General features: G+C 61.7%; 21 protein-coding genes and 2 tRNA genes. 18 read left to right on the top strand and 5 right to left on the bottom strand.

The window, feature by feature from the left end:
* The first annotated feature begins 7 nt into the window (after positions 1-7).
* The 4 genes from J3P94_RS06825 (at position 8) to pdeM (ending at position 5,288) form a co-directional block, all read left to right on the top strand.
* Entirely contained in the window at positions 8-1,126 is a 1,119-nt protein-coding gene (locus J3P94_RS06825; protein ID WP_434572214.1) for a succinylglutamate desuccinylase/aspartoacylase family protein, read from the top strand.
* 13 nt (positions 1,127-1,139) lie between these two features.
* Positions 1,140-1,904 carry an ABC transporter ATP-binding protein gene (locus tag J3P94_RS06820; protein WP_434572213.1) on the top strand — a complete coding sequence of 255 codons (765 nt, stop codon included), beginning with the start codon at positions 1,140-1,142 and terminating at the stop codon, positions 1,902-1,904.
* A gap of 241 nt (positions 1,905-2,145) precedes the next feature.
* Positions 2,146-4,632, top strand: coding sequence for a ligase-associated DNA damage response DEXH box helicase (locus tag J3P94_RS06815; protein WP_434572211.1), 2,487 nt, complete (start codon positions 2,146-2,148; stop codon positions 4,630-4,632).
* A complete protein-coding gene (pdeM, locus tag J3P94_RS06810) occupies positions 4,632-5,288 on the top strand; it encodes a ligase-associated DNA damage response endonuclease PdeM (protein ID WP_434572210.1) in 657 nt (218 codons plus the stop codon). The genes J3P94_RS06815 and pdeM overlap by 1 nt, the downstream gene beginning before the upstream one ends.
* Positions 5,289-5,326: 38 nt before the next feature.
* Here pdeM and J3P94_RS06805 read toward each other — a convergent pair whose 3' ends face one another.
* A complete protein-coding gene (locus J3P94_RS06805; protein ID WP_305499193.1) occupies positions 5,327-5,533 on the bottom strand; it encodes a hypothetical protein in 207 nt (68 codons plus the stop codon).
* A gap of 100 nt (positions 5,534-5,633) precedes the next feature.
* Positions 5,634-6,200, bottom strand: coding sequence for a dCTP deaminase (dcd, locus tag J3P94_RS06800; protein ID WP_003184751.1), 567 nt, complete (start codon positions 6,198-6,200; stop codon positions 5,634-5,636).
* 354 nt (positions 6,201-6,554) lie between these two features.
* Here dcd and J3P94_RS06795 point away from each other — a divergent pair, with 354 nt between their 5' ends.
* Positions 6,555-6,764 carry a cold-shock protein gene (locus tag J3P94_RS06795; RefSeq protein ID WP_002554837.1) on the top strand — a complete coding sequence of 70 codons (210 nt, stop codon included), beginning with the start codon at positions 6,555-6,557 and terminating at the stop codon, positions 6,762-6,764.
* A gap of 195 nt (positions 6,765-6,959) precedes the next feature.
* On the opposite strand, the gene J3P94_RS06790 is transcribed toward J3P94_RS06795, so the two are convergent.
* Positions 6,960-7,967, bottom strand: a complete 1,008-nt coding sequence (locus tag J3P94_RS06790; protein WP_305499191.1) for a DUF481 domain-containing protein — start codon at positions 7,965-7,967, stop codon at positions 6,960-6,962.
* Positions 7,968-8,113: 146 nt separating this feature from the next.
* Here J3P94_RS06790 and J3P94_RS06785 point away from each other — a divergent pair, with 146 nt between their 5' ends.
* The 4 genes from J3P94_RS06785 to J3P94_RS06770 all read left to right on the top strand — a co-directional run bounded on the left by J3P94_RS06785 (position 8,114) and on the right by J3P94_RS06770 (position 12,908).
* On the top strand, positions 8,114-8,476 hold the full coding sequence (locus tag J3P94_RS06785; RefSeq protein WP_434574110.1) for an MGMT family protein: 363 nt from the start codon (positions 8,114-8,116) through the stop codon (positions 8,474-8,476).
* A 44-nt stretch (positions 8,477-8,520) separates the two neighbouring features.
* Positions 8,521-10,092 (top strand): AmpG family muropeptide MFS transporter, encoded by a 1,572-nt coding sequence (locus J3P94_RS06780; RefSeq protein WP_434572208.1) that lies wholly within the window; start codon positions 8,521-8,523, stop codon positions 10,090-10,092.
* 129 nt (positions 10,093-10,221) lie between these two features.
* Complete coding sequence (locus tag J3P94_RS06775; protein WP_305499189.1) at positions 10,222-11,937, top strand: proline--tRNA ligase; 1,716 nt, start codon at positions 10,222-10,224, stop codon at positions 11,935-11,937.
* A gap of 17 nt (positions 11,938-11,954) precedes the next feature.
* The gene (locus J3P94_RS06770; RefSeq protein WP_434572207.1) at positions 11,955-12,908 is read left to right on the top strand and encodes a hypothetical protein; all 954 of its coding nucleotides are present in this window, start codon (positions 11,955-11,957) and stop codon (positions 12,906-12,908) included.
* 75 nt (positions 12,909-12,983) lie between these two features.
* Here J3P94_RS06770 and dinB read toward each other — a convergent pair whose 3' ends face one another.
* Entirely contained in the window at positions 12,984-14,045 is a 1,062-nt protein-coding gene (dinB, locus tag J3P94_RS06765) for a DNA polymerase IV (RefSeq protein ID WP_434572205.1), read from the bottom strand.
* A gap of 282 nt (positions 14,046-14,327) precedes the next feature.
* Here dinB and J3P94_RS06760 point away from each other — a divergent pair.
* From J3P94_RS06760 to J3P94_RS06745, 4 genes are all read left to right on the top strand, one after another.
* Positions 14,328-14,404 (top strand) — tRNA-Met (locus J3P94_RS06760).
* A 219-nt stretch (positions 14,405-14,623) separates the two neighbouring features.
* A tRNA-Met gene (locus J3P94_RS06755) sits at positions 14,624-14,700 on the top strand.
* Between the two features lie 150 nt (positions 14,701-14,850).
* Positions 14,851-17,493 carry a bifunctional lysylphosphatidylglycerol flippase/synthetase MprF gene (mprF, locus tag J3P94_RS06750; protein ID WP_434572204.1) on the top strand — a complete coding sequence of 881 codons (2,643 nt, stop codon included), beginning with the start codon at positions 14,851-14,853 and terminating at the stop codon, positions 17,491-17,493.
* Positions 17,493-18,782 (top strand): virulence factor family protein, encoded by a 1,290-nt coding sequence (locus J3P94_RS06745; RefSeq protein ID WP_434572203.1) that lies wholly within the window; start codon positions 17,493-17,495, stop codon positions 18,780-18,782. Before mprF ends, J3P94_RS06745 begins: the two co-directional genes overlap by 1 nt.
* Positions 18,783-18,991: 209 nt before the next feature.
* Here the strand turns inward: J3P94_RS06745 and J3P94_RS06740 are convergent, their stop codons facing one another.
* Positions 18,992-20,833, bottom strand: a complete 1,842-nt coding sequence (locus J3P94_RS06740) for a potassium transporter Kup (protein ID WP_434574108.1) — start codon at positions 20,831-20,833, stop codon at positions 18,992-18,994.
* A gap of 335 nt (positions 20,834-21,168) precedes the next feature.
* On the opposite strand from J3P94_RS06740, the gene rimO reads away from it, so the two are divergent.
* From rimO to tsaA, 5 genes are all read left to right on the top strand, one after another.
* The gene (gene rimO, locus J3P94_RS06735) at positions 21,169-22,509 is read left to right on the top strand and encodes a 30S ribosomal protein S12 methylthiotransferase RimO (RefSeq protein WP_434572201.1); all 1,341 of its coding nucleotides are present in this window, start codon (positions 21,169-21,171) and stop codon (positions 22,507-22,509) included.
* A gap of 316 nt (positions 22,510-22,825) precedes the next feature.
* On the top strand, positions 22,826-23,299 hold the full coding sequence (locus J3P94_RS06730) for a GNAT family N-acetyltransferase (protein WP_434572200.1): 474 nt from the start codon (positions 22,826-22,828) through the stop codon (positions 23,297-23,299).
* Positions 23,300-23,381: 82 nt separating this feature from the next.
* The gene (locus J3P94_RS06725; RefSeq protein WP_434572198.1) at positions 23,382-24,092 is read left to right on the top strand and encodes an rRNA pseudouridine synthase; all 711 of its coding nucleotides are present in this window, start codon (positions 23,382-23,384) and stop codon (positions 24,090-24,092) included.
* 64 nt (positions 24,093-24,156) lie between these two features.
* On the top strand, positions 24,157-24,618 hold the full coding sequence (locus tag J3P94_RS06720) for a DUF1456 family protein (RefSeq protein ID WP_305499176.1): 462 nt from the start codon (positions 24,157-24,159) through the stop codon (positions 24,616-24,618).
* A gap of 196 nt (positions 24,619-24,814) precedes the next feature.
* Positions 24,815-25,513, top strand: coding sequence for a tRNA (N6-threonylcarbamoyladenosine(37)-N6)-methyltransferase TrmO (tsaA, locus tag J3P94_RS06715; RefSeq protein WP_434572196.1), 699 nt, complete (start codon positions 24,815-24,817; stop codon positions 25,511-25,513).
* The last annotated feature ends 146 nt before the right edge of the window (positions 25,514-25,659 follow it).

Raw genomic sequence — 25,659 nt, 5'->3', positions numbered from 1 at the left:
CATGTAAATGCGCCACCAGATCCATGACCTGCTGGCCCCGCTGCCGGGGACCGCACGCAAGATCCACAGCTTTCATTTCGGCCCGGAAAAAGCCGCCGGCAAAATCTATATCCAGTCGTCCCTGCATGCCGATGAACTGCCCGGCATGCTGGTCGCCTGGCACCTCAAGCAGCGCCTGGCCGAACTCGAGGCTTCGGGCCACCTGCGGCACGAAATCGTGCTGGTGCCGGTCGCCAACCCGATCGGCCTCGAACAGGTACTGATGGACGTGCCCCTGGGCCGTTACGAATTGGAGAGCGGGCAGAATTTCAACCGCCGGTTCGTCGACCTGAGCGAAGAGATCGGCAACGAAATCGAAGGCCTGCTGACCGACGACCCGCAGCACAACCTGATGCTGATCCGCACCAGCCTGCGCGACGCCCTGAGTCGGCAGACCGCCAGCACCCAACTGCAATCCCAGCGCCTGGTCCTGCAACGCCTGGCGTGTGATGCCGACATGGTGCTTGACCTGCATTGCGATTTCGAAGCCGTCGCCCATCTCTACACCACGCCCGAGGCCTGGCCGCGGGTCGAGCCGCTGGCGCGCTACATCGGCGCCGAGGCCAGCCTGTTGGCGACCGACTCGGGCGGCCAATCGTTCGACGAATGCTTCACGCTGCTCTGGTGGCAGCTCAAGGAGCGTTTCGGTGAGCGCTTCGAAATTCCCCTGGGCAGCTTTTCGGTAACTGTCGAATTGCGCGGCCAGGGTGACGTCAACCATGGCCTGGCGAGTCTCGACTGCCAGGCCCTGATCGAATACCTGATCCACTTCGGTGCCATCGACGGTGAGCCGGTGCCGTTGCCCGACCTGCCCTACCCGGCCACGCCGCTGGCCGGCGTCGAACCGGTGGCGACACCGGTCGGCGGCCTGCTGGTCTACAGCGCCCTACCCGGTGAGTACCTGGAGGCGGGACAGCTGATCGCCGAAATCATCGACCCGGTCAACGACACCGTCACCCCCGTTCATTGCCGTAATGCCGGGCTGCTGTACGCCCGCTCGCTGCGTCGCATGGCCACCGCCGGCATGGTCATCGCCCATGTCGCCGGGACCGAAGCCTACCGCAGCGGCTACCTACTTTCGCCTTGAGGATGCCTGTTCCATGTACAAACTGACCATCGAAGGCCTGCACAAAAGTTATGGCCACCATGAGGTGCTCAAAGGGGTTTCGCTCAAGGCCAGGACCGGCGACGTGATCAGCCTGATCGGCGCGAGCGGCTCGGGCAAAAGCACCTTCCTGCGCTGCATCAATTTCCTTGAACAACCCAACGACGGCGCCATGAGCCTGGACGGCCAATCGATCCAGATGATCAAGGATCACCACGGCATGCGCGTGGCCGACGCCGACGAGCTGCAACGCATCCGCACGCGCCTGGCCATGGTGTTCCAGCACTTCAACCTGTGGAGCCACATGACCGTGCTGGAAAACATCACCATGGCGCCGCGCCGGGTGCTGGGCGTCAGCAAGCAGGAAGCCGAGGATCGCGCCCGCCGTTATCTCGACAAGGTCGGCCTGCCGGCACGTGTTGCCGAGCAATACCCGGCGTTCCTGTCCGGTGGCCAGCAACAACGCGTGGCGATTGCCCGCGCCTTGGCCATGGAGCCTGAGGTCATGCTGTTTGACGAACCGACCTCGGCCTTGGACCCGGAACTGGTAGGTGAAGTATTAAAAGTGATCCAAGGCCTGGCCGAAGAAGGCCGGACCATGATCATGGTGACCCACGAAATGAGCTTCGCCCGCAAGGTATCCAATCAGGTGCTGTTCCTGCACCAGGGCCTGGTGGAAGAAGAAGGCGCGCCGGAAGACGTGCTGGGCAGCCCGAAGAGCGAACGGCTCAAGCAGTTCCTCAGTGGCAACCTGAAATAAACCTCGACACACCTGAGAGCCTGTTTTTGTGACGAACCGCTTTTTGTGGCGAGGGAGCTTGCTCCCGCTGGAGGCGCAGCCTCCCCTGCAGTGTGCCATCCAGATCCAGAGGGCCGCTTCGCAGCCCAGCGGGAGCAAGCTCCCTCGCCACAGAAGCGCGCTCGCCACAATGTCCTGCATAAAACCTTTCATACCCCACCGTGGTCTTTGAAGAAGGACTTTCAGGGCGCATACCGCACGCATGGGGACATCCAGCAATTTCGCGAAACAGTGGTTCGATGCCCGCGGCTGGAAGCCGTTCGCCTTTCAAAAACAGGTATGGGCTGCGGTCAAGCGTGGCGAGTCGGGGCTGTTGCATGCCAATACCGGCGCCGGCAAGACCTACGCCGTCTGGTTTGCCGCACTCAACCGTTTCGCCCGCAGCGTGCCGCCACCGGACAAGCCTCGTAAACGCAAGCCGCCGAGCGAACCGCTGACGGTCTTGTGGATAACGCCGATGCGTGCGCTGGCCGCCGACACCGGCAAGGCTCTAGAAGCGCCCCTCGATCCGCTGCAGATTCCCTGGAGCGTAGGCCTGCGCACCGGTGACACCAGCGCCAGCGAACGCGCCCGGCAAGGCCGGCGCTTGCCCACGGCGCTGATCACCACGCCCGAAAGCCTGACCCTGATGCTCGCCCGCGCTGATGCGCAAACGGCCGTGTCGACCCTGCGCATGGTCGTGGTGGACGAGTGGCACGAATTGCTCGGCAACAAGCGCGGCGTGCAATTGCAGCTGGCCCTGGCCCGCTTGCGCTACTGGCACCCCGAGCTGATTGTCTGGGGCGTATCCGCGACCCTGGGCAACCAGGCCCACGCCGAGCAGGTATTGATCCCACAAGGCAGCGGAATAAGTGTGCAGGGCGCCGATGCCAAGGCGTTGCAGGTCGATACGCTGTTGCCGCCAACCCTCGAACGGTTTCCATGGGCGGGGCATATCGGCCTGAAAATGTTGCCCCAGGTGGTCACTGAAATCGACACCAGCAGCAGTTGCCTGGTCTTTACCAATACTCGCGCGCAAGCGGAAATCTGGTACCAGGCCATTCTTGAGGCGCGCCCGGATTGGGCCGGGCTCATCGCGTTGCACCATAGTTCTCTGTCCCGCGACACCCGCGACTGGGTGGAACGGGCGTTGAAGGACGGCCAGCTCAAGGCAGTCGTGTGTACGTCCAGCCTCGACCTGGGGGTGGATTTCCTGCCCGTGGAACGCGTGCTGCAGATTGGCTCGGCGAAAGGCGTCGCCCGCTTGATGCAACGCGCCGGACGCTCCGGCCATGCACCGGGGCGGACCTCGCGAATAACCCTGGTGCCAACCCACAGCCTGGAGCTGATCGAGGCCGCCGCCGCCCAGGACGCCGTGGCGCAGCGGCGAATCGAGCCGCGTGAATCGCCCCACAAGCCTTTGGATGTACTGGTCCAACATCTTGTCAGCATGGCTCTGGGTGGCGGTTTTGTTCCAGATGAGCTGTTTGATGAGGTACGCGGCGCCTGGGCCTACCGCGACCTGAACCCGGCCGAGTGGGCCTGGGCGCTGGCTTTCGTACGCCATGGCGGCCTGTCGCTGACCGCCTACCCTGATTATCGGCGGGTCGAACCGGATGAACACGGGATCTGGCGCGTGCCTGACGCCCGTCTGGCACGGCGCCACCGCATGAGCATCGGCACTATCGTCAGTGACGCCAGCCTGCAGTTGAAATTCTGGAGCAAGGGCGGCGGCGGCAAGACCCTGGGCAGCGTGGAAGAAGGCTTCATCGCACGCCTGCGCCCCGGCGACGGATTCCTCTTTGCCGGGCGGTTGCTGGAGTTGGTCCGGGTCGAGGACATGACCGCTTACGTACGCCGCAGCCAGGCGAAAAAAGCCGCCGTGCCGCGCTGGAATGGTGGACGCATGCCGCTTTCCAGCGAGCTCGCTGCCGCGGTCGTCGCGCGCTTGAGCGAAGCCGCCAAGGGCCGTTTCGACGGACCGGAAATGCAAGCCGTACAGCCGCTGCTGTCAACGCAGCTGCGTTGGTCCGGCCTGCCGACGCAGGGAACGCTGCTGGCCGAAGCGCTCAAATCCCGGGAGGGTTGGCACCTGTTCCTGTATCCGTTCGCCGGGCGCCAGGTACATCTGGGCCTGGCCAGCCTGTTGGCCTGGCGCGTCAGCCAGCGCCAACCGGTGACGTTCTCGATTGCGGTCAATGACTACGGCCTGGAATTGCTCAGCGCCACCGAGCTGGATTGGTCAACGCATCTGAACCCGGCGCTGTTGCGCACCGATGGCTTGCTGGCCGACGTTCTCGCCAGCCTGAACGCCGGAGAACTGGCCCTGCGCCGCTTCCGCGAAATCGCCCGGATCGCCGGGCTGGTGTTCGCCGGCTACCCCGGTGCCCCCAAGAGCACCCGCCAAGTGCAGGCTTCCAGCGGGTTGTTCTATCAAGTATTCAAGCAGTATGACGCCGATAACCTGCTGCTGGCCCAGGCCGGCGAGGAAGTTTTGCGCGAAGAATTGGATATACGCCGACTGGAGCAGACCTTGGAACGCCTCGATACCTTGAAACTCGACCTGCACCTGATCAAACGCCCTACTCCGCTGGGCTTCCCCTTGCTGGTAGAGCGATTCCGCGAAAGCATGAGCTCGGAAAAGCTCGCCGATCGCATCCGGCGCATGGTCAGCGAACTGGAAAAAACCGCTGATCGAGGAAGCGCCTGATGCCCGCGCCGTATCCCGTCAACCTCGCGGGCGAAGAGCTCTGGCTGTTGCCGCAAAAAGCCCTGTACTGGCCGGCCCAGGAAACCCTGATGGTGGCCGATGTGCATTTCGGCAAGGCGGCGGCCTACCGTAGCCTCGGCCAACCGGTACCCCACGGCACCACGGCGAACAACATCGCCATGCTTGACGAGTTGCTGGCGAGCCTGCCGTGCCGACTGCTGATATTCCTCGGGGACTTCCTGCATGGGCCTGGCTCTCATGCCCCAGGCACTTTGAAGGCCCTTGCCGACTGGCGTGAACGGCATCGCAAACTAGCCATCACGCTGATCCGCGGCAATCACGACAAGCGCGCCGGCGATCCGCCAACGGCGCTCAATATCCGCGTCGTCCCCGAGCCATTGCTGTTGGGCCCTTTCGCCGTGCAACACGAGCCTACCCCGCATCCAAGTCGACACGTGCTCGCCGGTCACGTACACCCGGTCTACCACCTGAGCGGTAAAGGCCGGCAACGCCTGCGCCTGCCTTGCTTCCGCCTCGGTAGCGAGATCAGCCTGCTACCGGCCTTCGGCGCCTTCACGGGAGGCTACCGGGTCGATCAGGACAACGACTGCAAGATCTTCGTAGTGGGCGACAACGAAATATGGCCCGTCAGTTGAAGCGATCAGGCTTCAACAATTGAAGGGCCATTGGCTGATCAGGCTACGGGCGCGGGAGGCGGTTCGTCCGGAAGAGTCGGTTCGCCGGGTTCGGTAGGCTGTTCGTTAGGGGTATCGGGATCGGGCTGGCCAGGGATGCCGCCCGCCGCTTCAGCAGGGTGGGCCAGTAATGACCAAGCCAGGACGCCGATCTGATTGGGCTCAAGCCTTGCCAGTTCGGCACTGATTCGCGGATCGATCTTCATAGAGCAACTCCTGAGCGAAGGCCCGTTGCGCAGACGCAAAAACGGGCAGTACACCCAATAGAGTGCCTGCCCGCTCAGGAATTCCAACAGCTCGTCAGAATCAGGTACGCGGCAGTGTCACACCGCGCTGACCCTGGTATTTACCGCCACGGTCCTTGTAGGAAACTTCACATTCCTCATCGGACTCAAGGAACAACATCTGCGCCACGCCCTCGTTGGCGTAGATCTTCGCCGGCAGGGTCGTGGTGTTGGAGAACTCCAGGGTCACGTGGCCTTCCCATTCAGGTTCCAGCGGTGTCACGTTAACGATGATGCCGCAGCGGGCGTAGGTGCTTTTACCCAGGCAGATGGTCAGCACGTTGCGCGGGATGCGGAAGTACTCGACGGTGCGGGCCAGGGCGAAAGAGTTCGGCGGGATGATGCAAACGTCGCTCTTTACATCGACGAAGCTCTTTTCATCGAAATTCTTCGGGTCGACGGTGGCCGAGTTGATGTTGGTGAACACCTTGAATTCGTCGGCGCAGCGCACGTCGTAGCCGTAGCTGGAAACGCCGAAGGAAATCAGCCGGTCGGCGCCTTCGCCACGCATCTGGCGCTCTACGAAGGGCTCGATCATGCCGTGCTCTTGCGCCATGCGGCGAATCCACTTGTCCGATTTGATGCTCATGGCGGGTTTCCTGAAATAGCGAGGTGGAAAAAAACTGTCCGGCATCTTACCGGGCCGCGGGGCGGGTTCAAAGTGCGAGACGCAACTCTCGCCGATCCGCCTTGATTTCCGGGCTCTGACGGCTATCGCCATTGCCGTCAGTCATTAAAACCGAGAAACCTTCGCAAAGACCATTGGCACGTTTCGGAAAAAGGGGTAAGGTGGCGTCACTGTGTTGCTTGTGTCACTGAGAATCTCTACACGATATGTTGAATTTCGATCCAACCATCTACAAGAATTTTTCCTGCTCTTTGCACTCAGTCTCGGCCAGGGTTCTTCCTGAGTCGCAGTTATCTTTGTTCAAGGAGTTACACCATGTCTAATCGCCAAACCGGTACCGTTAAGTGGTTCAACGATGAAAAAGGCTTCGGCTTCATCACCCCACAGTCCGGTGACGATCTGTTCGTTCACTTCAAAGCTATCCAATCCGACGGCTTCAAAAGCCTGAAAGAAGGCCAACAGGTTTCTTTCATCGCTACCCGCGGTCAGAAAGGCATGCAAGCTGAAGAAGTTCAAGTTATCTAACTTGTCCTTGCTTTAGTAAGAAGCCCCGCCCTCAAAAGCGGGGCTTTTTTGTGCCTGAGTGTTTTTTGGGTAGCACACAAAAAACTGTGGGAGCGAGCTTGCTCGCGATAGCGGTGGATCAGCAACATCAATGTTGACTGACAGACCGCTATCGCGAGCAAGCTCGCTCCCACATTGGTTTGGTGGTTACGCGGGTTACCAGGTCACGCCAAACCCGGCGGTGTAGCGCGTCTTGCTCAGGTCGCTGTCTTCGGTCCCTTCGATGACGTCCTTCTCGGCCTTGAGGTTGAGCGACGCCCAGTCAGTGACCTTGTAGCGCAACCCGATCTCCGCGTCATAGGCGTATTCGGCCACGCCGGACAGCGGTTTGCCCACTTCGCCGTTGGTAAACAGCTCGACGCGCTTGCCGATCAGGTAACGGTTGTAGTCCCACTTCATCGCCACGGAATAGAAGTTGTCCTTGCCGCCGTCGCGGTATTCATAATCGGTGCGGTTGAGCAGCGAACCCAGGGAGAAAGCGCCCAGTTCGTCGTCCCAGAACTGATAACCCGGACCAGTACCGACCACGCGCTGGCGTGCCAGGTCTTCGACCTTGTCACGCTTGTAGTTCAGGCGACCTTGCCAGAACCATTTTTCCGTGAGGAAGCGGTCGAGAGAATACTCCAGCCGCCAGTTGTCAGCCGACACCACATCATCCTGGAATTCGCGGTTGTATTCGCCTTCGGCGGTGTGCCGCCATCTGCCGTGGCGCGCCGAGGTCTTGAAGTCGATGTCGTAATCGTCGGTATCGGCTTCCGCGCGCTGGTAATCCAGTGCAGCGTCGATGTTGCCCTTCCACACGAGGTCCTCGACCACCGGCTTGGGTTTGAGGATCTGCTGGATGCTTGCCAGCTCGACGGTCTTGGGCGCATCACCATTGGCCAGGGTCACCTTGCCATCCTCGGCCGCCTGTAACGCCTTGGCTTTTTCGCCGGTGTAGGCATCCTGCTTGACCAGCAGTTGCTGGTCGCTTTCAAGCGTCTTGACCTGCTTCCAATCAATCGGGATCGCGCCCGCGTAATCGGTCTGGATCAACAATTTGCCGCCGTCGAAAACGGTTATCTTGCCACTGAGCTTGTCGCCGTTCTTCAACCAGACGGTATCGGCAAGCAAAGGCATGGAGGCACTGGTAACAGCTAGGCACAACAGGGTTCTGGACAACATAAGCGATAATAGGCTCAAGTTTGCGAGGAAAAGGCGGCATTATCCCCCAGGATGACACCTCAGCAACGACTGACCTGCATAAGGATGATGAGTTCATTTATCAATTGGCCCTGTGGGCACTAATCTACAGACGGACATTTCCAGGAATCCTCTACGTGACCGACACCCCAGCGGCCCCCGAGAACGCCGCCCAGATCCGCCGCACCACGCTTTACCTGACCCTGGCCCAAGTGCCGGCCGGCCAGGTCGTCACCTATGGTCAGCTCGCCGAAATGGCGGGTCTGGGCCGCGCCGCGCGCTGGGTCGGACGAACGCTCAGCCAGCTGCCGAACGACACGAAGCTGCCGTGGCATCGAGTCCTCGGTGCCGGTGGTCGGATCAGCCTGCCGGCGGGCAGCGCCTCGGGGGACGAACAGCGCGCTCGCCTGCGCATGGAAGGGATCAGTGTCCTGAATAATCGTGTTGATATTCAGCGTCATGGCTGGCGCCCGGTAGAGCACAGCGGTTAGAGTGCGCGCTTTGTTTTCGCAATTTTTGAGGCAGACTCCAGCCCATGCCCCGTAAAACCTGGCGCGCCGCCCTTGCCGCCTATGCCAGTCCTTCGACGCTCGTGCTGTTGCTGCTTGGCTTCGCCGCCGGCCTGCCTTACATGCTGGTGTTTTCCACGCTGTCGGTCTGGTTGCGCGAGGCCGGCGTGGCCCGCGAAACCATTGGTTACGCAAGCCTGATCGGCCTGGCCTATGCCTTCAAATGGGTCTGGTCGCCCCTTCTCGACCAATGGCGCCTGCCATTGCTCGGCAAACTGGGACGTCGACGCTCGTGGCTGGTGCTCTCCCAGGCCCTGGTGATCCTCGGCCTGGTCGGCATGGGCTTCTGTGACCCACAAAAACATTTGTCCTGGCTGATCGCGATTGCCGTCATCGTGGCCTTCGCCTCGGCCACCCAGGACATCGCCGTCGATGCCTACCGACTGGAAATCGCCGACGACACCCGCCAGGCCGCCCTGGCTGCCAGTTATATGTCCGGCTACCGCGTCGCCGCGTTGCTGGCGACCGCCGGCGCGCTGTTTTTCGCCGAAGGGTTCGGCTCCACCGGGTTCAGCTACAAGCATTCGGCCTGGGCCGGTACGTACCTGCTGTTTGGCGTACTGATGGTCCCGGCGCTGCTGACCTCGCTGTTCATGCGCGAGCCGCCAGTACCGTTGCGTACTCAATTGCAAGCCGGGCGCTATACCTTCGTCCACCAGTTGGCCTCGGTATTCGTATTGATCGTGCTGCTGGTATCGGTCCCGGCGATGTTCACCCAGCTCTACAACACCGACTTTGCCAGCGTGCTGTTCGAAGGCGTCAGCCTGCTCGACCTGCTGCTCCAGGACCGCGCCTTCCTGCGCGCCATCCTCTATATCATCCTGACCGCCCTGTGCCTGTCGTCCATGGGGCGTCGCGGCCTGGCGCCAGTGCTGACGCCGGTCAACGATTTCATCCTGCGCTACCGCTGGCAGGCCCTGCTGCTGCTCGGCCTGATCGCGACCTATCGGATGTCCGACACGGTCATGGGCGTCATGGCCAACGTTTTTTATATCGACCAGGGTTTCACCAAGGACCAGATCGCCAGCGTCAGCAAGATCTTCGGGCTAATCATGACCCTGGTGGGCGCCGGCATGGGCGGCCTGCTGATCGTGCGTTTCGGCATCCTGCCGATCCTGTTCATCGGCGGCGTGTCGTCGGCCGCCACCAACATCCTGTTCCTGATGCTCACGGACATGGGCGCCAACCTGAAGATGCTGATCGTCACGATCTCCCTCGACAACTTCAGCTCCGGCCTGGCCACCTCGGCGTTCGTCGCCTATCTGTCGAGCCTGACCAACCTGAAATTCTCCGCGACCCAATACGCCCTGCTCAGCTCGATCATGCTCTTGTTGCCGCGCCTGATCGGCGGGTACTCAGGGGTCATGGTGGAAAAATTCGGCTATCACGATTTCTTCCTGATCACCGCGTTGCTCGGCGTTCCGACCTTGCTGCTGATCGCCTTGCACTGGTATCAGGAGAATCGCCGAGAGGGCTCGACACCTGAATCGGCGCCAGAGTCGGAATCGCCGCCGACCCGGCCCGCTCAAGAGTTGTAGGAAATCTCAACAGGTGCCGACGAAAGCGGCGCCTGAATCCGGCGACCGGCCACGCGCCTGTACGCCAGGGCATCTCGCCCGTACAATGCTGCGTCACTTCTCGTCATCAGCAACCGACAACGGCCAACCATGCGCACCAGTCAATTTTTGCTCGCCACACAGAAAGAAACGCCTTCCGACGCCGTCGTGATCAGCCACCAGCTGATGCTGCGCGCAGGCATGATCCGCAAGCTCGCCTCCGGCCTGTACACCTGGCTGCCGATGGGCCTGCGAGTGATGCGCAAGGTCGAAGCCATCGTCCGCGAAGAAATGGACGCCGCCGGTTCTCTGGAAGTGTTGATGCCGAGCACCCAGCCGGCCGAGCTGTGGCAGGAGTCGGGGCGCTGGGAGGAATACGGCCCGGAGCTGCTGCGCATCAAGGACCGCCATGGTCGCGATTTCTGCGCGGGCCCGACTCACGAAGAAGTGATCACCGACCTGATGCGCAACGAGTTGAGCAGCTACAAGCAACTGCCAATCAACCTGTATCAGATCCAGACCAAGTTCCGTGACGAGATCCGTCCACGCTTCGGCCTGATGCGCGGTCGCGAATTCATCATGAAGGATTCTTATTCGTTCCACGCCGACCTGGCCTCGCTGCAAGTCACTTACGACCGCATGCACCAGGCGTACTGCAACGTGTTCACCCGCCTGGGCCTGAAGTTCCGCCCGGTTGAAGCCGACAACGGCTCCATCGGCGGTGCCGGCTCCCACGAATTCCACGTACTGGCCGAGTCCGGCGAAGACGACATCGTCTTCAGCAACGGCTCCGACTACGCCGCGAACATCGAGAAAGCCGAAGCCGTGCCACGGGAAACCTCCCGCGCCGCACCGGCCGAAGAATTGCGTCTGGTAGACACGCCGAACGCCAAGACCATTGCCCAATTGGTGGAAGGCTACAACCTGCCCATCGAACGCACCATCAAGACCCTGATCGTGCGCGCGGAAGAAGAAGGCAAGCTGATTGCCCTGATCATCCGTGGCGACCACGAGCTGAACGAAATCAAGGCCGCCAACCAGCCTGGCGTCGCCAGCCCGCTGGTCATGGCCACCGATGCCGAGCTGCGCGATGCCATTGGTGCCGGTGCCGGCTCCCTCGGCCCGTTGAACCTGCCGTTGCCGATCATCATCGACCGCTCGGTGGAAATGATGAGCGACTTCGCCATCGGTGCCAACATCGATGACAAGCACTATTTCGGCGTGAACTGGGAACGCGACCTGCCGGTCCCAACCGTCGCCGATCTGCGCAACGTCGTGGCCGGCGACCCGAGCCCGGACGGCAAAGGCACGCTGGAAATCAAGCGCGGCATCGAAGTCGGGCATATCTTCCAGCTGGGCGACAAGTACAGCAAGGCGATGAAGTGCGAAGTGCTCGGCGAGAACGGTAAGCCCGTCACGCTGCAGATGGGCTGCTACGGCATCGGCGTGTCCCGCGTGGTGGCTGCGGCCATCGAGCAGAACAACGACGAGAACGGCATCATCTGGAGCGACACGCTGGCGCCGTTCCAGGTTGCCCTCGTGCCGCTGCGCTACGAAACCGAACAGGTTCGCGAAGCGACCGACAAGCTCTACGCCGAACTGACGGCCGCCGGCTTCGAAGTACTGTTGGACGACCGCGACAAGAAAACCAGCCCCGGCATCAAGTTCGCGGACATGGAGCTGATCGGCATCCCGCACCGGATCGTCGTCAGTGACCGTGGCCTGGCCGATGGCAACCTGGAATACAAGAGCCGTACCGAGGCCGAGGCGCAAGCGCTGCCGGTCGCCGACGTGCTGTCCTTCCTTCAGGCCCGTATCCGCCGCTGAGACCAGATAGAGACGTCATGTTCAAGCGAAACACCTTAGGCCTCGGGGGCGCCGCACTGTGCGGCGCCCTGCTGGTCAGCGGCTGCGCCAACCAGATGTCGCAACGCAACGAGCACGAAGAACGGATCGAGCGCAAATTGCTCGACCATAGCCTGCAGATCGATGTGGGCGAACCCAAGGTGCTCGACCTGCCGCAGCGTCGGGTGCGGATCAACGAGCAGAAGACCTTCGAGGTCACCGAGTTCGAGGTCACTCGCCATTACGATCGCTACACGCCGTACCAGCCTTGGCGGGAGGTCTACGAGATCCCGCTGGGCGCGGTGGCGGTAGTGGCCGGCGTCGGCGCGAACGTGGTCAATGTGTTCGCCCTCGGCAGCTTGCCGGACAGTGCGACCCGCGACTGGATCAGCTACGGTTTTGCCGGACTCAATCCGTTCATGAACGTGCCTTCCAATGGCCGTGCCCAGCAGAACCTGGCGGGTATCGATGAAGTCCAGCGCGACAAACGCACGGAGCATTCGAGCCTGCCCTGGAGCGAGCGTCCGGTACAGGTGAAAGCCGCCCGGCAGACATTCGAGCTGAGCACCGACCGTAACGGCGTGTTGCGCTTGAACCTGCTGGAAAGCCCGTTCGCCGAGCATGACCTGAGCCAGTTCGGCAAACTGCAGATCAGTGTGACGGACGCCCAGGACGAGGTGCACACCGACTCATCCCTGAGCGTCAGCAGTACGTTGCGCAGCAAACTGGTCGAAGCCCACGCCTTGATCTACGACGACCTGGAAGACGACGAAGTGAGCCAGTGGGTTCATCGGGTCAAGCGTCTCTCGGAACTGGGGCTTGAAGAAGAGGCCAGCGAACTCGAGCAGAGCCTGATCGAACTGACCCGCAACGATCCGGAACTGCAAGCCGAATTCATCAAGGCCCTGACCAAGGATGGCGGGCGGTTGGTGGCGGACCCAGGCGCGAGCTGACTCTGGAGTGCACCCAGTGGTGAGGGACTTGCTCCCTCACCACTGGGTGTCATGTATTTTCCGAGGCCAGCGGCGTCACCGCTCAAACAACTCCAACTGCTCAAACCCGCCCCGCAAATCCTCCAACCTCACCCCTATCCCTAACAATCGCACCGGCTTGCCGCCGCGGTTGAACGCCTGGGTCAACAGTAGCTGGTAACTGCCCAGGTCCCGCCCTGCCCCGGCCTGCTCAAGGGTGGTCTGGGTGAAATCATGGAATTTCACCTTGACGAACGGCTTGCCCGGCCGATAGCTGCTGTCGATCCGCGCCATGCGCCCGCCCAGGGTTTCCATCAGTTCGGGCAGTTTGTCGAGGCAGCTCTGCAGATCAGGCAAATCGACGTCGTAGGTGTTTTCCACGCTGATGGATTGCCGCCGGCTGTCGTTGTGCACCAGGCGCTCGTCAATTCCACGGGCGAGACTCCAGAGTCGCTCGCCGAAACTGCCGAATTCACGCACCAGTGCCAACTTGTCCCACTCGCGCAAGTGCTGGCAGTCAATAATCCCGAGCCTGTTCAACTTGTCGGCGGTGACCTTGCCGACGCCGTGCAGCTTGCTCACCGGCAGCGCCGAGACGAAATCTTCCACTTGGTCAGGAGTGATGACGAACAGGCCGTTGGGCTTTTTCCAGTCACTGGCGATCTTGGCGAGAAACTTGTTCGGCGCCACGCCTGCGGAAACGGTGATGTGCAACTGGTTGGAAACACGCCGGCGAATATCCTGGGCGATGCGCGTGGCACTGCCGCCGAAATGCGGACTGGCGGAGACGTCCAGATAAGCCTCGTCCAGCGACAGCGGTTCGATCAGGTCGGTGTAATCGCTGAAAATCGTCTGAATTTCCCTGGAGGCCTCCCGATAGGCGTCCATCCGCGGCTTGACGATGGTCAGGTCGGGGCAGAGCTTCAGCGCGTGGCCGGAAGACATGGCTGAGCGCACACCGTAGGCCCGCGCCTCGTAATTGCAGGTCGCGATGACCCCACGCCGGTCCGCCGAGCCACCGACCGCCAGGGGTATGCCGGCCAGCCGCGGATCATCGCGCATTTCGATCGCGGCGTAGAAGCAGTCGCAGTCGACGTGGATGATTTTGCGTTGCGTCATATAAGCAGCGGTACATGCGATGGATCGGAGCGCCAGTATCTCACTCGAACCTGTACATAGCACCAGTAGTTTGAAAGATCCTTCGACAGATCTGGAAAATGCCTACATGAATGTGTTTCTTCAATCGCAGCGAACCGCTCAATAGAGCGCTAGGCCTTGCCAGGCCTGCGTCACAGCGCTGTCACATTGCCTTGGCGCAGGCTAACCGATTGAAGCTGAACAGTTTTTTCCAGCAAAGGGGTTGACAGTCAGGCGATTCGCTGTAGAATGCCGCCACACAGACGCGGGATGGAGCAGTCTGGTAGCTCGTCGGGCTCATAACCCGAAGGTCGTCGGTTCAAATCCGGCTCCCGCAACCAAACATCAGAAAAGGCTACTCGAAAGAGTGGCCTTTTTTGTGCGCGCCTGTTTTCCCCTGCCGGTGGATTCCATGTCGCTACGGCCATCGCAAAACGTGGAAGTTGTAGGACGATTTCCGTTTGTTTTCCCGCATTTAGGTGAACCGGCCGTTTATTTCATCCGTCGCCCCATTAACGGTTGACAGTCCGGCGTTCGCCTGTAGAATGCCGCCACACAGACGCGGGATGGAGCAGTCTGGTAGCTCGTCGGGCTCATAACCCGAAGGTCGTCGGTTCAAATCCGGCTCCCGCAACCAAATATCAAGAAAGGCTGCTCGAAAGAGTGGCCTTTTTTGTGTGTGCCGAAAAAGCCCCATTACAAATATTTTGTAATTATTTTCCGCCGCAGGGATTGGTAACTTGGCTGGATACCCCCATCCTGTCGCGCATAGCTCAAGAGGTGATTGATGCGCGCCCACTCGTCTGACCCACAAGACACTGTCAATGCGACACAACCGATCAAGGCCGAGCGATTGCGCTGGCTGGACCGGATCAGCCAGTACCGGCAACCGATCGGCCTCGCCGTCACGCTGCTGCTGTTTGCGATTGCCTTGATCGCCTGCCGTCACCTCCTGAGCGAACTCGACCTCTACGCCCTTCACGACTCGATCCTCGAGGTGCCGAGGCCGGCGCTGCTCGGTGCGATAGCCGCCACCGTGGCCGGCTTCATCACTCTGCTGGGCTATGAATGGTCCGCCACTCGCTACGCCGGCGTGAAGCTGCCCACCCAAACCCTGATTCTCGGCGGCTTCAGCGCGTTTGCCATCGGCAATGCGATCGGCCTGTCGCTGCTGTCGGGCGGTTCGGTTCGCTACCGCCTGTATGCCCGCCACGGCCTGGGGGCGGCGGATGTCGCCCACATGACATTGTTCGCCAGCCTGTCACTGGGTTGCGCGCTGCCGCCACTGGCGGCCCTGGCGACGTTGAGCAATCTGCCTGCCGCCTCTGCCGCCCTGCACCTTCCCGCCACTTTGCTGGGGGTGATCGCCGTCGCCGTGCTGCTGCTGACCAGTGCACTGGCCATCGGCATCTATCGCCGTCGCCTGCCGGAACAACCCTATCGGGATGCCCTGCTGGTCAAGGCCGGTCGCCGCACGCTGCGTCTGCCGGGCCGCCGCCTGACATTCCTGCAACTGATCATCACCGCGCTGGATGTCGCCGCCGCTGCAACGGTGCTCTATCTGTTGCTGCCGGAGGCGCCACCGTTCGGCCCCTTCCTGCTGGTTTACCTGCTGGCGCTGGCCGCCGGCGTCCTCAGTCATGTGCCGGGCGGCGTCGGGGTGTTCGAAGCGATCCTGCTGGCCGCGTTCGCCGACAAACTCGGGGCTGCGCCGCTGGCGGCCGCCCTGCTGCTGTATCGCCTGATCTACGTGCTGTTGCCGATGCTGGTGGCGTGCGTATTGTTGTTGATCAATGAGGCGCAACGGCTGTTCCAGACCCGCCAGACCCTGCGGGCGGCGTCCGGTTTCGCGGCACCGATCCTTGCGGTGCTGGTGTTCCTGTCTGGCGTGGTGCTGCTGTTTTCCGGCGTGACGCCGGAGATCGACACGCGCCTGGAGCACATCGGTTTCCTGATCCCGCATCGCCTGGTGGACGCCTCGCACTTTGGCGCCAGCCTGGTGGGCGTGTTGTGCCTGTTGCTCGCCCAGGGCCTGCGCCGCCGCTTGTCCGCAGCCTGGATGCTGACCACTGTCCTGTTGCTGGTGGGCGCCCTGCTCTCGCTGCTCAAGGGTTTCGACTGGGAAGAGGCCACCCTGCTGACGCTGACCGCAGCCCTGCTGGCGGTCTTCCGGCGTTCCTTTTACCGTCCAAGTCGCCTGACCGAGCTGCCGTTCTCGCCGTTGTTCCTGATTGCCAGCCTGTGCGTGCTGGGTGCGTCGATCTGGCTGCTGCTGTTTGCCTATCAGGATGTGCCCTATAGCCATCAACTGTGGTGGCAGTTCACCCTGGACGCCGACGCGCCGCGTGGCCTGCGCTCGCTGCTGGGTGCCGCGGTGCTGCTGGTGGTGGTGTCCCTGACCTGGCTGCTGCGCACCGCTCGGCCGGTGATTCATCTGCCTACGGCTGAAGAACTGGAGCGCGCCAGGACGATTCTCATGGCGTCTTCGCAACCCGACGGCGGCCTGGCCCTGACCGGCGACAAGGCGCTGCTGTTTCATCCCAACGATGAAGCCTTCCTGATGTATGCCCGCCGTGGCCGCAGCCTGGTCGCGTTGTACGACCCGATCGGGCCGACCCAGCAACGGGCGGAAATGATCTGGCAGTTTCGTGACCTGTGCGACATCTACCACGCCAGGCCAGTGTTCTATCAGGTGCGCGCGGAGAACCTGCCCTATTACATGGACATCGGCCTGACCGCGATCAAGCTGGGCGAAGAAGCGCGGGTCGATCTCAAGCGTTTTGATCTCGAAGCCAAGGGCAAGGAGATGAAGGACCTGCGCTACACCTGGAACCGCGGCACCCGTGACGGCCTGTCACTGGAGATCCATGAACCGGGCCAGGCGCCGATGGACGAACTCAAGGTTATTTCCGATGCCTGGCTGACCGGCAAGAATGTACGCGAGAAAGGTTTCTCCCTGGGGCGATTCAGCCATGATTACCTCAAGCACTTCCGCATCGCGGTGATTCGTTTCGAGGGGCGTCCGGTGGCGTTCGCCAACCTGCTGGAAACCCATAGCCATGAGCTGGCCAGCCTTGACCTGATGCGTGCTCATCCCGAAGCCCCGAAGCTGACCATGGAGTTCATGATGGTCGGCCTCATCCAGCATTACAAAAACCATGACTACGCCCGCTTCAGCCTCGGCATGGTCCCGCTCTCGGGCCTGCAACCGCGTCGCGGCGCTCCATTGACCCAGCGCCTGGGTTCGATGGTGTTTCGCCGTGGCGAGCAGCTCTACAATTTCCAGGGCCTGCGCCGCTTCAAAGACAAATTCCAGCCTGACTGGGAACCTCGTTACATGGCCGTGCCCGCCGGACTCGATCCGCTGGTGGCGCTGGCCGATACCGCCGCCCTGATTGCGGGCGGCCTGACTGGATTGGTGAAACGCTGATGATGCAACGCTCCTGGCGATACGTAGTGGCCGCCCTGCTGGTGCTGGCGGTGATTCTCGGTGGCGGCTACTGGTACTGGAACCGCCCGGCCCCGCAACCGACCCTGGAACAACTGGAGCCGGCCGATGGCGTGCCGATGACCCGAGTCATCCCCGGCACCAAGGCACGCGCCCAGGTGCTGGTGGCGGTCAACGAGGACCAGAAGCTCAGCGACACCCAATTGACGACCCTCAGCCGCAGCGGCTCGGCGCAGATCGTCCAGGTGATCCTGCCCAAGGACTGCATGCTTCAAGGGCGCGCCTTGCAAGCCGGCCTGCGGCAGCTGCACGGCCCGGCCACGCTGGTCAGCGGCATCGGTCCCGGCGCGGTGCTGGCCTGGCGCTGGCTGGCTGAACAGAAGGACGACAAGGCCCAGGCCGTCTCGGTCGACCTGGCCCTGGAAAAACCCGGCTGCACCCACCTGCTGCCCAAAAGCGCCGCCCATGGTCGCTGGCTGGTGGCCTGGAACGATAACCCCGACGATACCAGCGCCGCTTTCGTGCGCGACCAGAAGAATGCCGAAACCAGCATCAGCGACTACGACATCAACCTGGCGCAGGTACTCAACAACGAGCTGCGCAAGATCCTGGTGGGCGCCGACAAGGGCAAGGGCGGCCTGAGCATCCCGGTGGTGGAAGTCCCCGCCAGCCAGGCCCGGGACACCGTGACGCTGTTTCTCTCCGGCGACGGTGGCTGGCGTGACCTGGACCGCGACGTGGCCGATGAAATGGCCAAGGTCGGTTACCCGGTGGTCGGCATCGACACCCTGCGCTATTACTGGCAGCACAAGAGCCCCGAACAGAGCGCGACCGACCTGACCGAGCTGATGCAACACTATCGCCAGATCTGGGGCACCAAACGCTTCATCCTGACCGGCTATTCCTTCGGCGCCGATGTCCTGCCGGCAATCTACAACCGCCTGCCGGCGACAGAACAGCAACGGGTCGATGCGATTATCCTGCTCGCCTTTGCCCGCACCGGCAGCTTCGAAATCGAAGTCGAGGGCTGGCTCGGCAACGCCGGCACCGAAGCCGCCACCGGCCCGGAAATGGCCAAGCTGCCGGCGGAAAAAGTGGTTTGCATCTATGGCGCGGAAGAAGCCAACGAAAGTGGCTGCACCGACAAGACCGCCGTAGGCGAAGCCATAAAGCTGCCCGGCGGCCATCACTTCGATGAAAACTACCCGGCCCTGGCCAAGCGGTTGATCGATGAGATCAACAAGCGGCAGACCACACCTGCCGCGCAGTGAGCTGATACACAGCTGACAAAAAGCCCCTGCCACCTCACGGTGCAGGGGCTTTTTGTTGCCCGCTTGGTATCTCCCTGTGGGAGCGAGCTTGCTCGCGATAGCGTCCGGTCAGCATACCTTGATGTTGGATGTCCCTGAGCCATCGCGAGCAAGCTCGCTCCCACAAGGGGCAAGGAGCAGGGAGCCCGCCTTGCTATCGGGCTTTGGGCCTACATCTCCACCTGCGTACCCAGCTCGATCACTCGGTTCAACGGCAGATTGAAGAAGCGCAGGTTGCCGTTGGCGTTCTTCAGCATGAAGGCGAACAGCGACTCGCGCCAGCGGGCCATGCCTTCGAGCTTGGAGGCGATGACGGTCTCGCGGCTGAGGAAGTACGTCGTGCGCATCGGGCTGAAATCCAGTTCATCCAGATGGCAGAGCTTGAGCGCCTGGGGCACGTCCGGTTCGTCGGTGAAGCCGAAGTGCAGGATGACCCGGAAGAATCCGTCGCCGTAGGCATCGACCTCGAAACGCCGCTGCGGCGGTACGCGGGGAATGTCCTCGTAGACCACGGTCAACAACACCACTTGCTCGTGCAGCACCTGGTTGTGCAACAGGTTATGCAACAGCGCGTGGGGCACCGCATCCGAGCGCGCGGTCAGGAACACCGCGGTGCCCTGCACACGATGAGGAGGTTGCACGCGGATGCTGCTGATGAAAACCGGCAACGGCAACGCACCTTCGTCCAGGCGCTCCACCAGCAGTTGTTTGCCGCGCTTCCAGGTGGTCATCAGCACGAACAAGGCGATACCGGCAATGACCGGGAACGCGCCGCCCTGGATGATCTTCGGCACGTTGGCGGCGAAGTACAGCCCATCTACCAACAGGAAACCGAACAGCACCGGCACCGCTAGCAATGGCGGCCATTTCCACAACAACAGGATCACGGCAGAGACCAGGATCGTGGTCATCAACATCGTACCGGTCACCGCCACGCCGTAGGCTGAAGCCAGCGCTCCGGACGACTCGAAGCCCAGCACCAGCAGCACCACGCCGACCATCAACGACCAATTCACCGCACCGATGTAGATCTGGCCCTGTTCGGCACTGGAGGTGTGCTGGATGTACATGCGCGGGATGTAGCCGAGCTGGATTGCCTGGCGCGTCAGCGAGAACGCGCCGGAAATCACCGCTTGCGAAGCGATCACCGTCGCCAGGGTCGACAGGCCCACCAATGGCAGTAATGCCCAGCTCGGCGCCAGCAGATAGAACGGGTTGCGCGCCGCTTCAGGGTCGCCGAGCAGCAAGGCGCCCTGGCCGAAATAGTTGAGCATAAGGCCCGGCAGCACGAGGATAAACCAGGCGCGAGCGATCGGCTTGCGACCGAAATGCCCCATGTCGGCATACAGCGCTTCAGCCCCGGTCAGCGCCAGCACCACCGCGCCAAGGATCGCCACGCCCATGCCCGGGTGGACGACAAAAAAACGCACGGCCCAGGCCGGGTTCACTGCGTTTAATACTTCCGGATGCTGGCTGATGCCATACACGCCAAGAGCGCCGAGCACGAGGAACCAGGTCACCATGATCGGGCCGAACAGGATGCCGATCCGCGCGGTGCCGTGACGCTGGATCAGGAACAACGCGACCAGCACCACCACCGAAAGCGGCACTACCCAGTGATCGATGCCTTCAAATGCCAGGCCGAGGCCTTCCACCGCCGACAGTACCGAGATCGCCGGGGTGATCATGCTATCGCCATAGAACAGCGCCGCACCGATCAGGCCGCAGATCACCAGCAACGTGCGCAACCGCGCCCTGCCGGCCGCCGCCCGCCGCGCCAGGGCGGTCAGGGCCATGATCCCGCCCTCGCCCTGGTTGTCGGCGCGCAGGACGAACATCATGTATTTGATCGACACGACCCAGATCAGCGACCAGAAAATCAGCGACAGAATCCCCAGCACCCCGTCATGGTTGACCGGCACGCCATAGCCGCCGGAAAACACTTCCTTCAGGGTATACAGGGGGCTTGTGCCGATGTCGCCATATACCACTCCGACCGCCGCGACCAGCATGCTCAGCGGCTTGGTTGCCGAATGCTCGGCAGTCGCCGCCTGACTACTTGCATGACCCATCCAACACTCCTGATTCCCAGACCTGTCTTCTTTTAAAAGAAGCCTTACGCTTTGTGCCGCAGCATGCGCTGTTTTACGCTTTGTTACAGACGTTTTGTTGACTGTAGCAATCGCCAGAAGGCAAAGGCGCGAAGCATAGCGCAGCACTCGTCGTTTTTCCCTGCATAAAGCTGGTCAAGTGCGCCCGCCATGGATAGAATTGCGCACTTTTTGATCAGAGGCGCGTCAGGCGCCCTGTCTCGCACGAGACGATCCCCCTTATACCGAGGTTAGACATGTCCACCACTCCCGCGCCAGCCAACCCGAAGGTTGGCTTCGTATCCCTGGGTTGCCCGAAGGCTCTGGTCGACTCCGAGCGCATCCTGACCCAACTGCGCATGGAAGGTTATGACGTGGTGTCCACCTACCAGGACGCCGACGTGGTAGTGGTCAACACCTGCGGCTTCATCGACTCCGCCAAGGCCGAATCCCTCGAAGTCATCGGCGAAGCCATCAAGGAAAACGGCAAGGTCATCGTGACCGGCTGCATGGGCGTGGAAGAAGGCAACATCCGCAACGTGCACCCGAGCGTGTTGTCGGTGACCGGTCCGCAGCAGTACGAGCAAGTGGTCAACGCCGTGCACGAAGTCGTGCCGCCGCGCCAGGACCACAACCCGCTGATCGACCTGGTGCCGCCGCAAGGCATCAAGCTGACCCCGCGTCACTACGCCTACCTGAAGATTTCCGAAGGCTGCAACCACAGTTGCAGCTTCTGCATCATCCCGTCGATGCGCGGAAAACTGGTGAGCCGTCCGGTCGGCGATGTACTCGACGAGGCCCAGCGCCTGGTCAAGTCTGGCGTCAAGGAGCTGCTGGTGATTTCCCAGGACACCAGTGCCTATGGTGTCGACGTGAAATACCGCACCGGTTTCTGGAACGGCGCGCCGGTGAAAACCCGCATGACCGAGCTGTGCGAAGCCCTCAGCAGCCTCGGCGTCTGGGTCCGCCTGCATTACGTCTACCCGTATCCGCATGTCGACGAGCTGATCCCGCTGATGGCCGCCGGCAAGATCCTGCCGTACCTCGACATCCCGTTCCAGCACGCCAGCCCGAAAGTGCTCAAGGCGATGAAGCGCCCGGCCTTTGAAGACAAGACCCTGGCACGTATCAAGAACTGGCGCGAAATCTGCCCGGACCTGATCATCCGCTCGACCTTCATCGTCGGCTTCCCCGGCGAAACCGAGGAAGACTTCCAATACCTGCTGAATTGGCTGACCGAAGCCCAGCTCGACCGCGTCGGTTGCTTCCAGTACTCGCCGGTCGAAGGCGCACCGGCCAACGACCTGGACCTGGACGTGGTCCCGGACGACGTCAAGCAGGAGCGTTGGGAACGCTTCATGGCGCACCAGCAGGCGATCAGCTCGGCCCGCCTGCAAATGCGCATCGGCCGTGAAATCGAAGTGCTCGTGGACGAAGTCGACGAGCAAGGCGCCGTCGGCCGCTGCTTCTTCGACGCCCCGGAAATCGACGGCAACGTCTTCATCGACAACGGCAGCAACCTCAAGCCGGGCGACAAGGTCTGGTGCAAAGTCACCGATGCCGATGAGTATGATTTGTGGGCTGAGCAGATCGGTTGATCCAGGCCTGGACTCAAGGGGTAATGCGGTTCACTCAGGGAAAATGCTGTACCCGTGGCGAGGGAGCTTGCTCCCGCTCGGCTGCGAAGCAGTCGTAAACCGGCGGGTGCGGTGTGACTGACGCTCCGCATGCGACAGTTTTTGGGGCCGCTTCGCGGCCCAGCGGGAGCAAGCTCCCTCGCCACGGGAATGGGCATATTTTTCCGGCTGCCCTGGACTTAAAAAATCATGAAGCCCTGCTCTGTAACAAGATGCGGGGCTTTTTTACGGCTATCGTATGCAGACATAACATTTCCACCATAAGGAACAGGCGGACATGCGTCAGCATTCGGTCATCCACACACCGAAACCGAGCGATTACGAGGAATTGACCCGGGTCTGGGAAGCGTCGGTACGCGCTACCCATGACTTCCTGCCGGACAGCTACATCGAGCTGCTGAAGAACCTGGTACTCACCCGTTACCTGGACGCGGTGATGCTGATCTGTACTCGCGACCACCGTCAACGCATCACCGGGTTTGCCGGTGTGGCGGCCGGCAAGATCGAAATGCTGTTCATCGACCCGCAACACCGGGGCCAAGGCCTGGGCAAACAACTGCTGCGCTATGCCATGGAGCACCTGAACGCCAACGAGCTGGACGTCAACGAACAGAACCCGCAAGCCCTGGGCTTTTATCTCAAGCAAGGCTTTGAAGTGGTCGGGCGTTCCGCACGGGATGGCATGAACCAGCCCTACCCGTTGCTGCACATGCGCTACAAGCAACCCGACCTGAAGGCCGGACGCGGCTAAAAGCTGCCTGAGGCAAATGGACCCGCGATTAACCGGCGCCAGACAGGTACAATGCCCACCCTCTTTTTGTTACGGCCCCGTCATGACTGACCCGATTCGTCTCTCCAAACGCCTCATCGAACTCGTCGGCTGCTCCCGTCGGGAGGCTGAGCTGTTCATTGAGGGCGGCTGGGTCACCGTGGACGGCGAAGTGGTCGACGAGCCGCAGTTCAAGGTCACCGGCCAGAAGGTCGAACTCGACCCGCAAGCCAAGGCCACTGCGCCGGAGCCGGTGACGATCCTGCTCAACGTCCCGGCGGGCATGGACGTCGACACCGCCATGGCAACCCTCGGACCGGAGACCCTGAGCGACGAACATCGCTTCGGCAAGCGCCCGCTCAAGGGCCATTTCCTGCGCCTTACCGCCAGCGCCGACTTGCAGGCCAATGCCAGCGGCCTGCTGGTGTTCACCCAGGACTGGAAGATCCTGCGCAAGCTCACCGCCGACGCGGCCAAGATCGAGCAGGAATACGTGGTCGAAGTCGAGGGTGAAATGGTCGCCCACGGTCTTAATCGCCTGAACCACGGCCTGACCTACAAAGGCAAGGAGTTGCCTGCGGTCAAGGCCAGCTGGCAGAACGAAAACCGCCTGCGCTTCGCCATGAAGAACCCGCAACCGGGCGTCATTGCATTGTTTTGCCAGGCGGTCGGCCTGAAGGTCGTCGCTATCCGCCGCATCCGCATCGGCGGCGTGTCCATTGGCAAGGTGCCGTTGGGCCAATGGCGCTATCTATCCGCCAAAGAAAAATTCTAGATACGACTCTACTGGCGCCACACCGATCTGGGGCGCCCACTGCCGATTGATCAGGACTGCATTTATGATTCACAACGACGTACTGCGCAGCGTGCGCTACATGCTCGACATCAGCGACAAAAAAGTCATCGAGATTATCAAGCTGGGCGGCCTGGACGTTTCCCTGGAAGACCTGACTGGCTACCTCAAGAAAGACGAGGAAGAAGGCTTCGTGTTCTGCCCGGACCTGGTCATGGCGCATTTTCTCGATGGCCTGGTGATCTTCAAGCGCGGCAAGGACGAAAGCCGTCCGCCGCAGCCGATCGAAGTGCCGGTGACCAACAACATCATCCTGAAGAAACTGCGCGTGGCGTTCGAGCTGAAGGAAGACGACATGCACGCCATTCTCAAGGCCGCCGAATTCCCGGTGTCAAAGCCGGAGTTGAGCGCGCTGTTCCGCAAATTCGGCCACACCAACTATCGCCCATGCGGCGACCAGTTGCTGCGCAACTTCCTCAAGGGCCTGACGCTGCGCGTACGCGGCTGACTTTCCAGACCTCCTGGGCCTTTGTGGCGAGGGAGCTTGCTCCCGCTGGACGCGCAGCGTCCCCTTGCAGTGTGTCAGACAAACCAGGGGGGCTGCTTCGCAGCCCAGCGGGAGCAAGCTCCCTCGCCACAGAGAACAGTGCCAACCTGGCCCCTCGCGTTATGATGTCTTTTCAACCTCGCTCCGATTCCAACCCATGACCTACAACGTTTCCCCCATCGGCTTCGTCCGCTCCTGCTTCAAGGAGAAGTTCGCCATTCCGCGCCAGCCACACCTGGCCCCGGCCGCGCGTGGCGTGCTGGAGCTGGTGGCGCCGTTCGACCAGGGCGAAGCGGTGCAGGGCCTGGAGCAGGTCAGTCATGTCTGGCTGCTGTTCCTGTTCCACCAGGCCCTGGAGGAAAAACCACGATTGAAGGTGCGTCCGCCCCGACTGGGCGGCAACAAGTCCATGGGCGTATTCGCCACCCGCGCCACCCATCGCCCCAACGGCATCGGTCAGTCAGTGGTGAAGCTGGAACGGGTCGAAGCGGGCCGGCTGTGGATTTCGGGCATCGACCTGCTGGACGCGACGCCAGTGCTGGACATCAAGCCCTACGTGCCCTACGCCGACATCATCGGCTCGGCGACGAACAGCATCGCCAGCGCAGCGCCTGCATTGATTCCGGTGCAATGGGCGGACTCAGCCCTGCTTCAAGCCCGCGAGCATGCCCTGCGCCTCGAAGAGCCGTTGGTGGAGTTGATCGAACAATGCCTGGCCCAGGATCCACGTCCGGCGTATCAGGTCCCCGCAGCCGAACGGGAATACGGCGCGCAGTTCTGGGACCTGGATGTGCGCTGGCATTATCCGCAGCCGGGATTGATTCGGGTACTGGAAGTGATCCCGGCGCAGGAATAATCGCCGGAAACGAAAAAGCCCGCGCCGCCTGGATCAGGCGGCGCGGGCTTTTTTCGTGATCTGTCAGTAGGACCGAGTCGCTGCTATCGCGAGCAAGCTCGCTCCCACAGTTGATTTGTGTTGTTCCAGAGATTTGATTCAACACA

Origin of the sequence: Pseudomonas sp. Z3-8 (assembly GCF_051131975.1) — a bacterium.
Lineage (GTDB): Bacteria > Pseudomonadota > Gammaproteobacteria > Pseudomonadales > Pseudomonadaceae > Aquipseudomonas.
Note: the sequence above shows the minus strand (reverse complement) of the source record. Positions and strands in the feature narration are given on the sequence as shown.

What these genes read in the sequence shown, in the direction of transcription:
- J3P94_RS06795 (WP_002554837.1), top strand. Translation starts at nt 6,555, where the DNA reads ATGTCTAATCGCCAAACCGGTACCGTTAAGTGGTTCAACGATGAAAAA.
- dcd (WP_003184751.1), bottom strand. Translation starts at nt 6,200, where the DNA reads ATGAGCATCAAATCGGACAAGTGGATTCGCCGCATGGCGCAAGAGCAC.
- J3P94_RS06790 (WP_305499191.1), bottom strand. Translation starts at nt 7,967, where the DNA reads ATGTTGTCCAGAACCCTGTTGTGCCTAGCTGTTACCAGTGCCTCCATG.
- rimO (WP_434572201.1), top strand. Translation starts at nt 21,169, where the DNA reads ATGTCCACCACTCCCGCGCCAGCCAACCCGAAGGTTGGCTTCGTATCC.
- J3P94_RS06815 (WP_434572211.1), top strand. Translation starts at nt 2,146, where the DNA reads ATGGGGACATCCAGCAATTTCGCGAAACAGTGGTTCGATGCCCGCGGC.
- mprF (WP_434572204.1), top strand. Translation starts at nt 14,851, where the DNA reads ATGCGCGCCCACTCGTCTGACCCACAAGACACTGTCAATGCGACACAA.
- J3P94_RS06775 (WP_305499189.1), top strand. Translation starts at nt 10,222, where the DNA reads ATGCGCACCAGTCAATTTTTGCTCGCCACACAGAAAGAAACGCCTTCC.
- J3P94_RS06720 (WP_305499176.1), top strand. Translation starts at nt 24,157, where the DNA reads ATGATTCACAACGACGTACTGCGCAGCGTGCGCTACATGCTCGACATC.
- dinB (WP_434572205.1), bottom strand. Translation starts at nt 14,045, where the DNA reads ATGACGCAACGCAAAATCATCCACGTCGACTGCGACTGCTTCTACGCC.
- J3P94_RS06770 (WP_434572207.1), top strand. Translation starts at nt 11,955, where the DNA reads ATGTTCAAGCGAAACACCTTAGGCCTCGGGGGCGCCGCACTGTGCGGC.
- J3P94_RS06745 (WP_434572203.1), top strand. Translation starts at nt 17,493, where the DNA reads ATGATGCAACGCTCCTGGCGATACGTAGTGGCCGCCCTGCTGGTGCTG.
- J3P94_RS06740 (WP_434574108.1), bottom strand. Translation starts at nt 20,833, where the DNA reads ATGCTGGTCGCGGCGGTCGGAGTGGTATATGGCGACATCGGCACAAGC.
- tsaA (WP_434572196.1), top strand. Translation starts at nt 24,815, where the DNA reads ATGACCTACAACGTTTCCCCCATCGGCTTCGTCCGCTCCTGCTTCAAG.
- J3P94_RS06825 (WP_434572214.1), top strand. Translation starts at nt 8, where the DNA reads ATGCGCCACCAGATCCATGACCTGCTGGCCCCGCTGCCGGGGACCGCA.
- J3P94_RS06805 (WP_305499193.1), bottom strand. Translation starts at nt 5,533, where the DNA reads ATGAAGATCGATCCGCGAATCAGTGCCGAACTGGCAAGGCTTGAGCCC.
- pdeM (WP_434572210.1), top strand. Translation starts at nt 4,632, where the DNA reads ATGCCCGCGCCGTATCCCGTCAACCTCGCGGGCGAAGAGCTCTGGCTG.
- J3P94_RS06780 (WP_434572208.1), top strand. Translation starts at nt 8,521, where the DNA reads ATGCCCCGTAAAACCTGGCGCGCCGCCCTTGCCGCCTATGCCAGTCCT.
- J3P94_RS06730 (WP_434572200.1), top strand. Translation starts at nt 22,826, where the DNA reads ATGCGTCAGCATTCGGTCATCCACACACCGAAACCGAGCGATTACGAG.
- J3P94_RS06820 (WP_434572213.1), top strand. Translation starts at nt 1,140, where the DNA reads ATGTACAAACTGACCATCGAAGGCCTGCACAAAAGTTATGGCCACCAT.
- J3P94_RS06725 (WP_434572198.1), top strand. Translation starts at nt 23,382, where the DNA reads ATGACTGACCCGATTCGTCTCTCCAAACGCCTCATCGAACTCGTCGGC.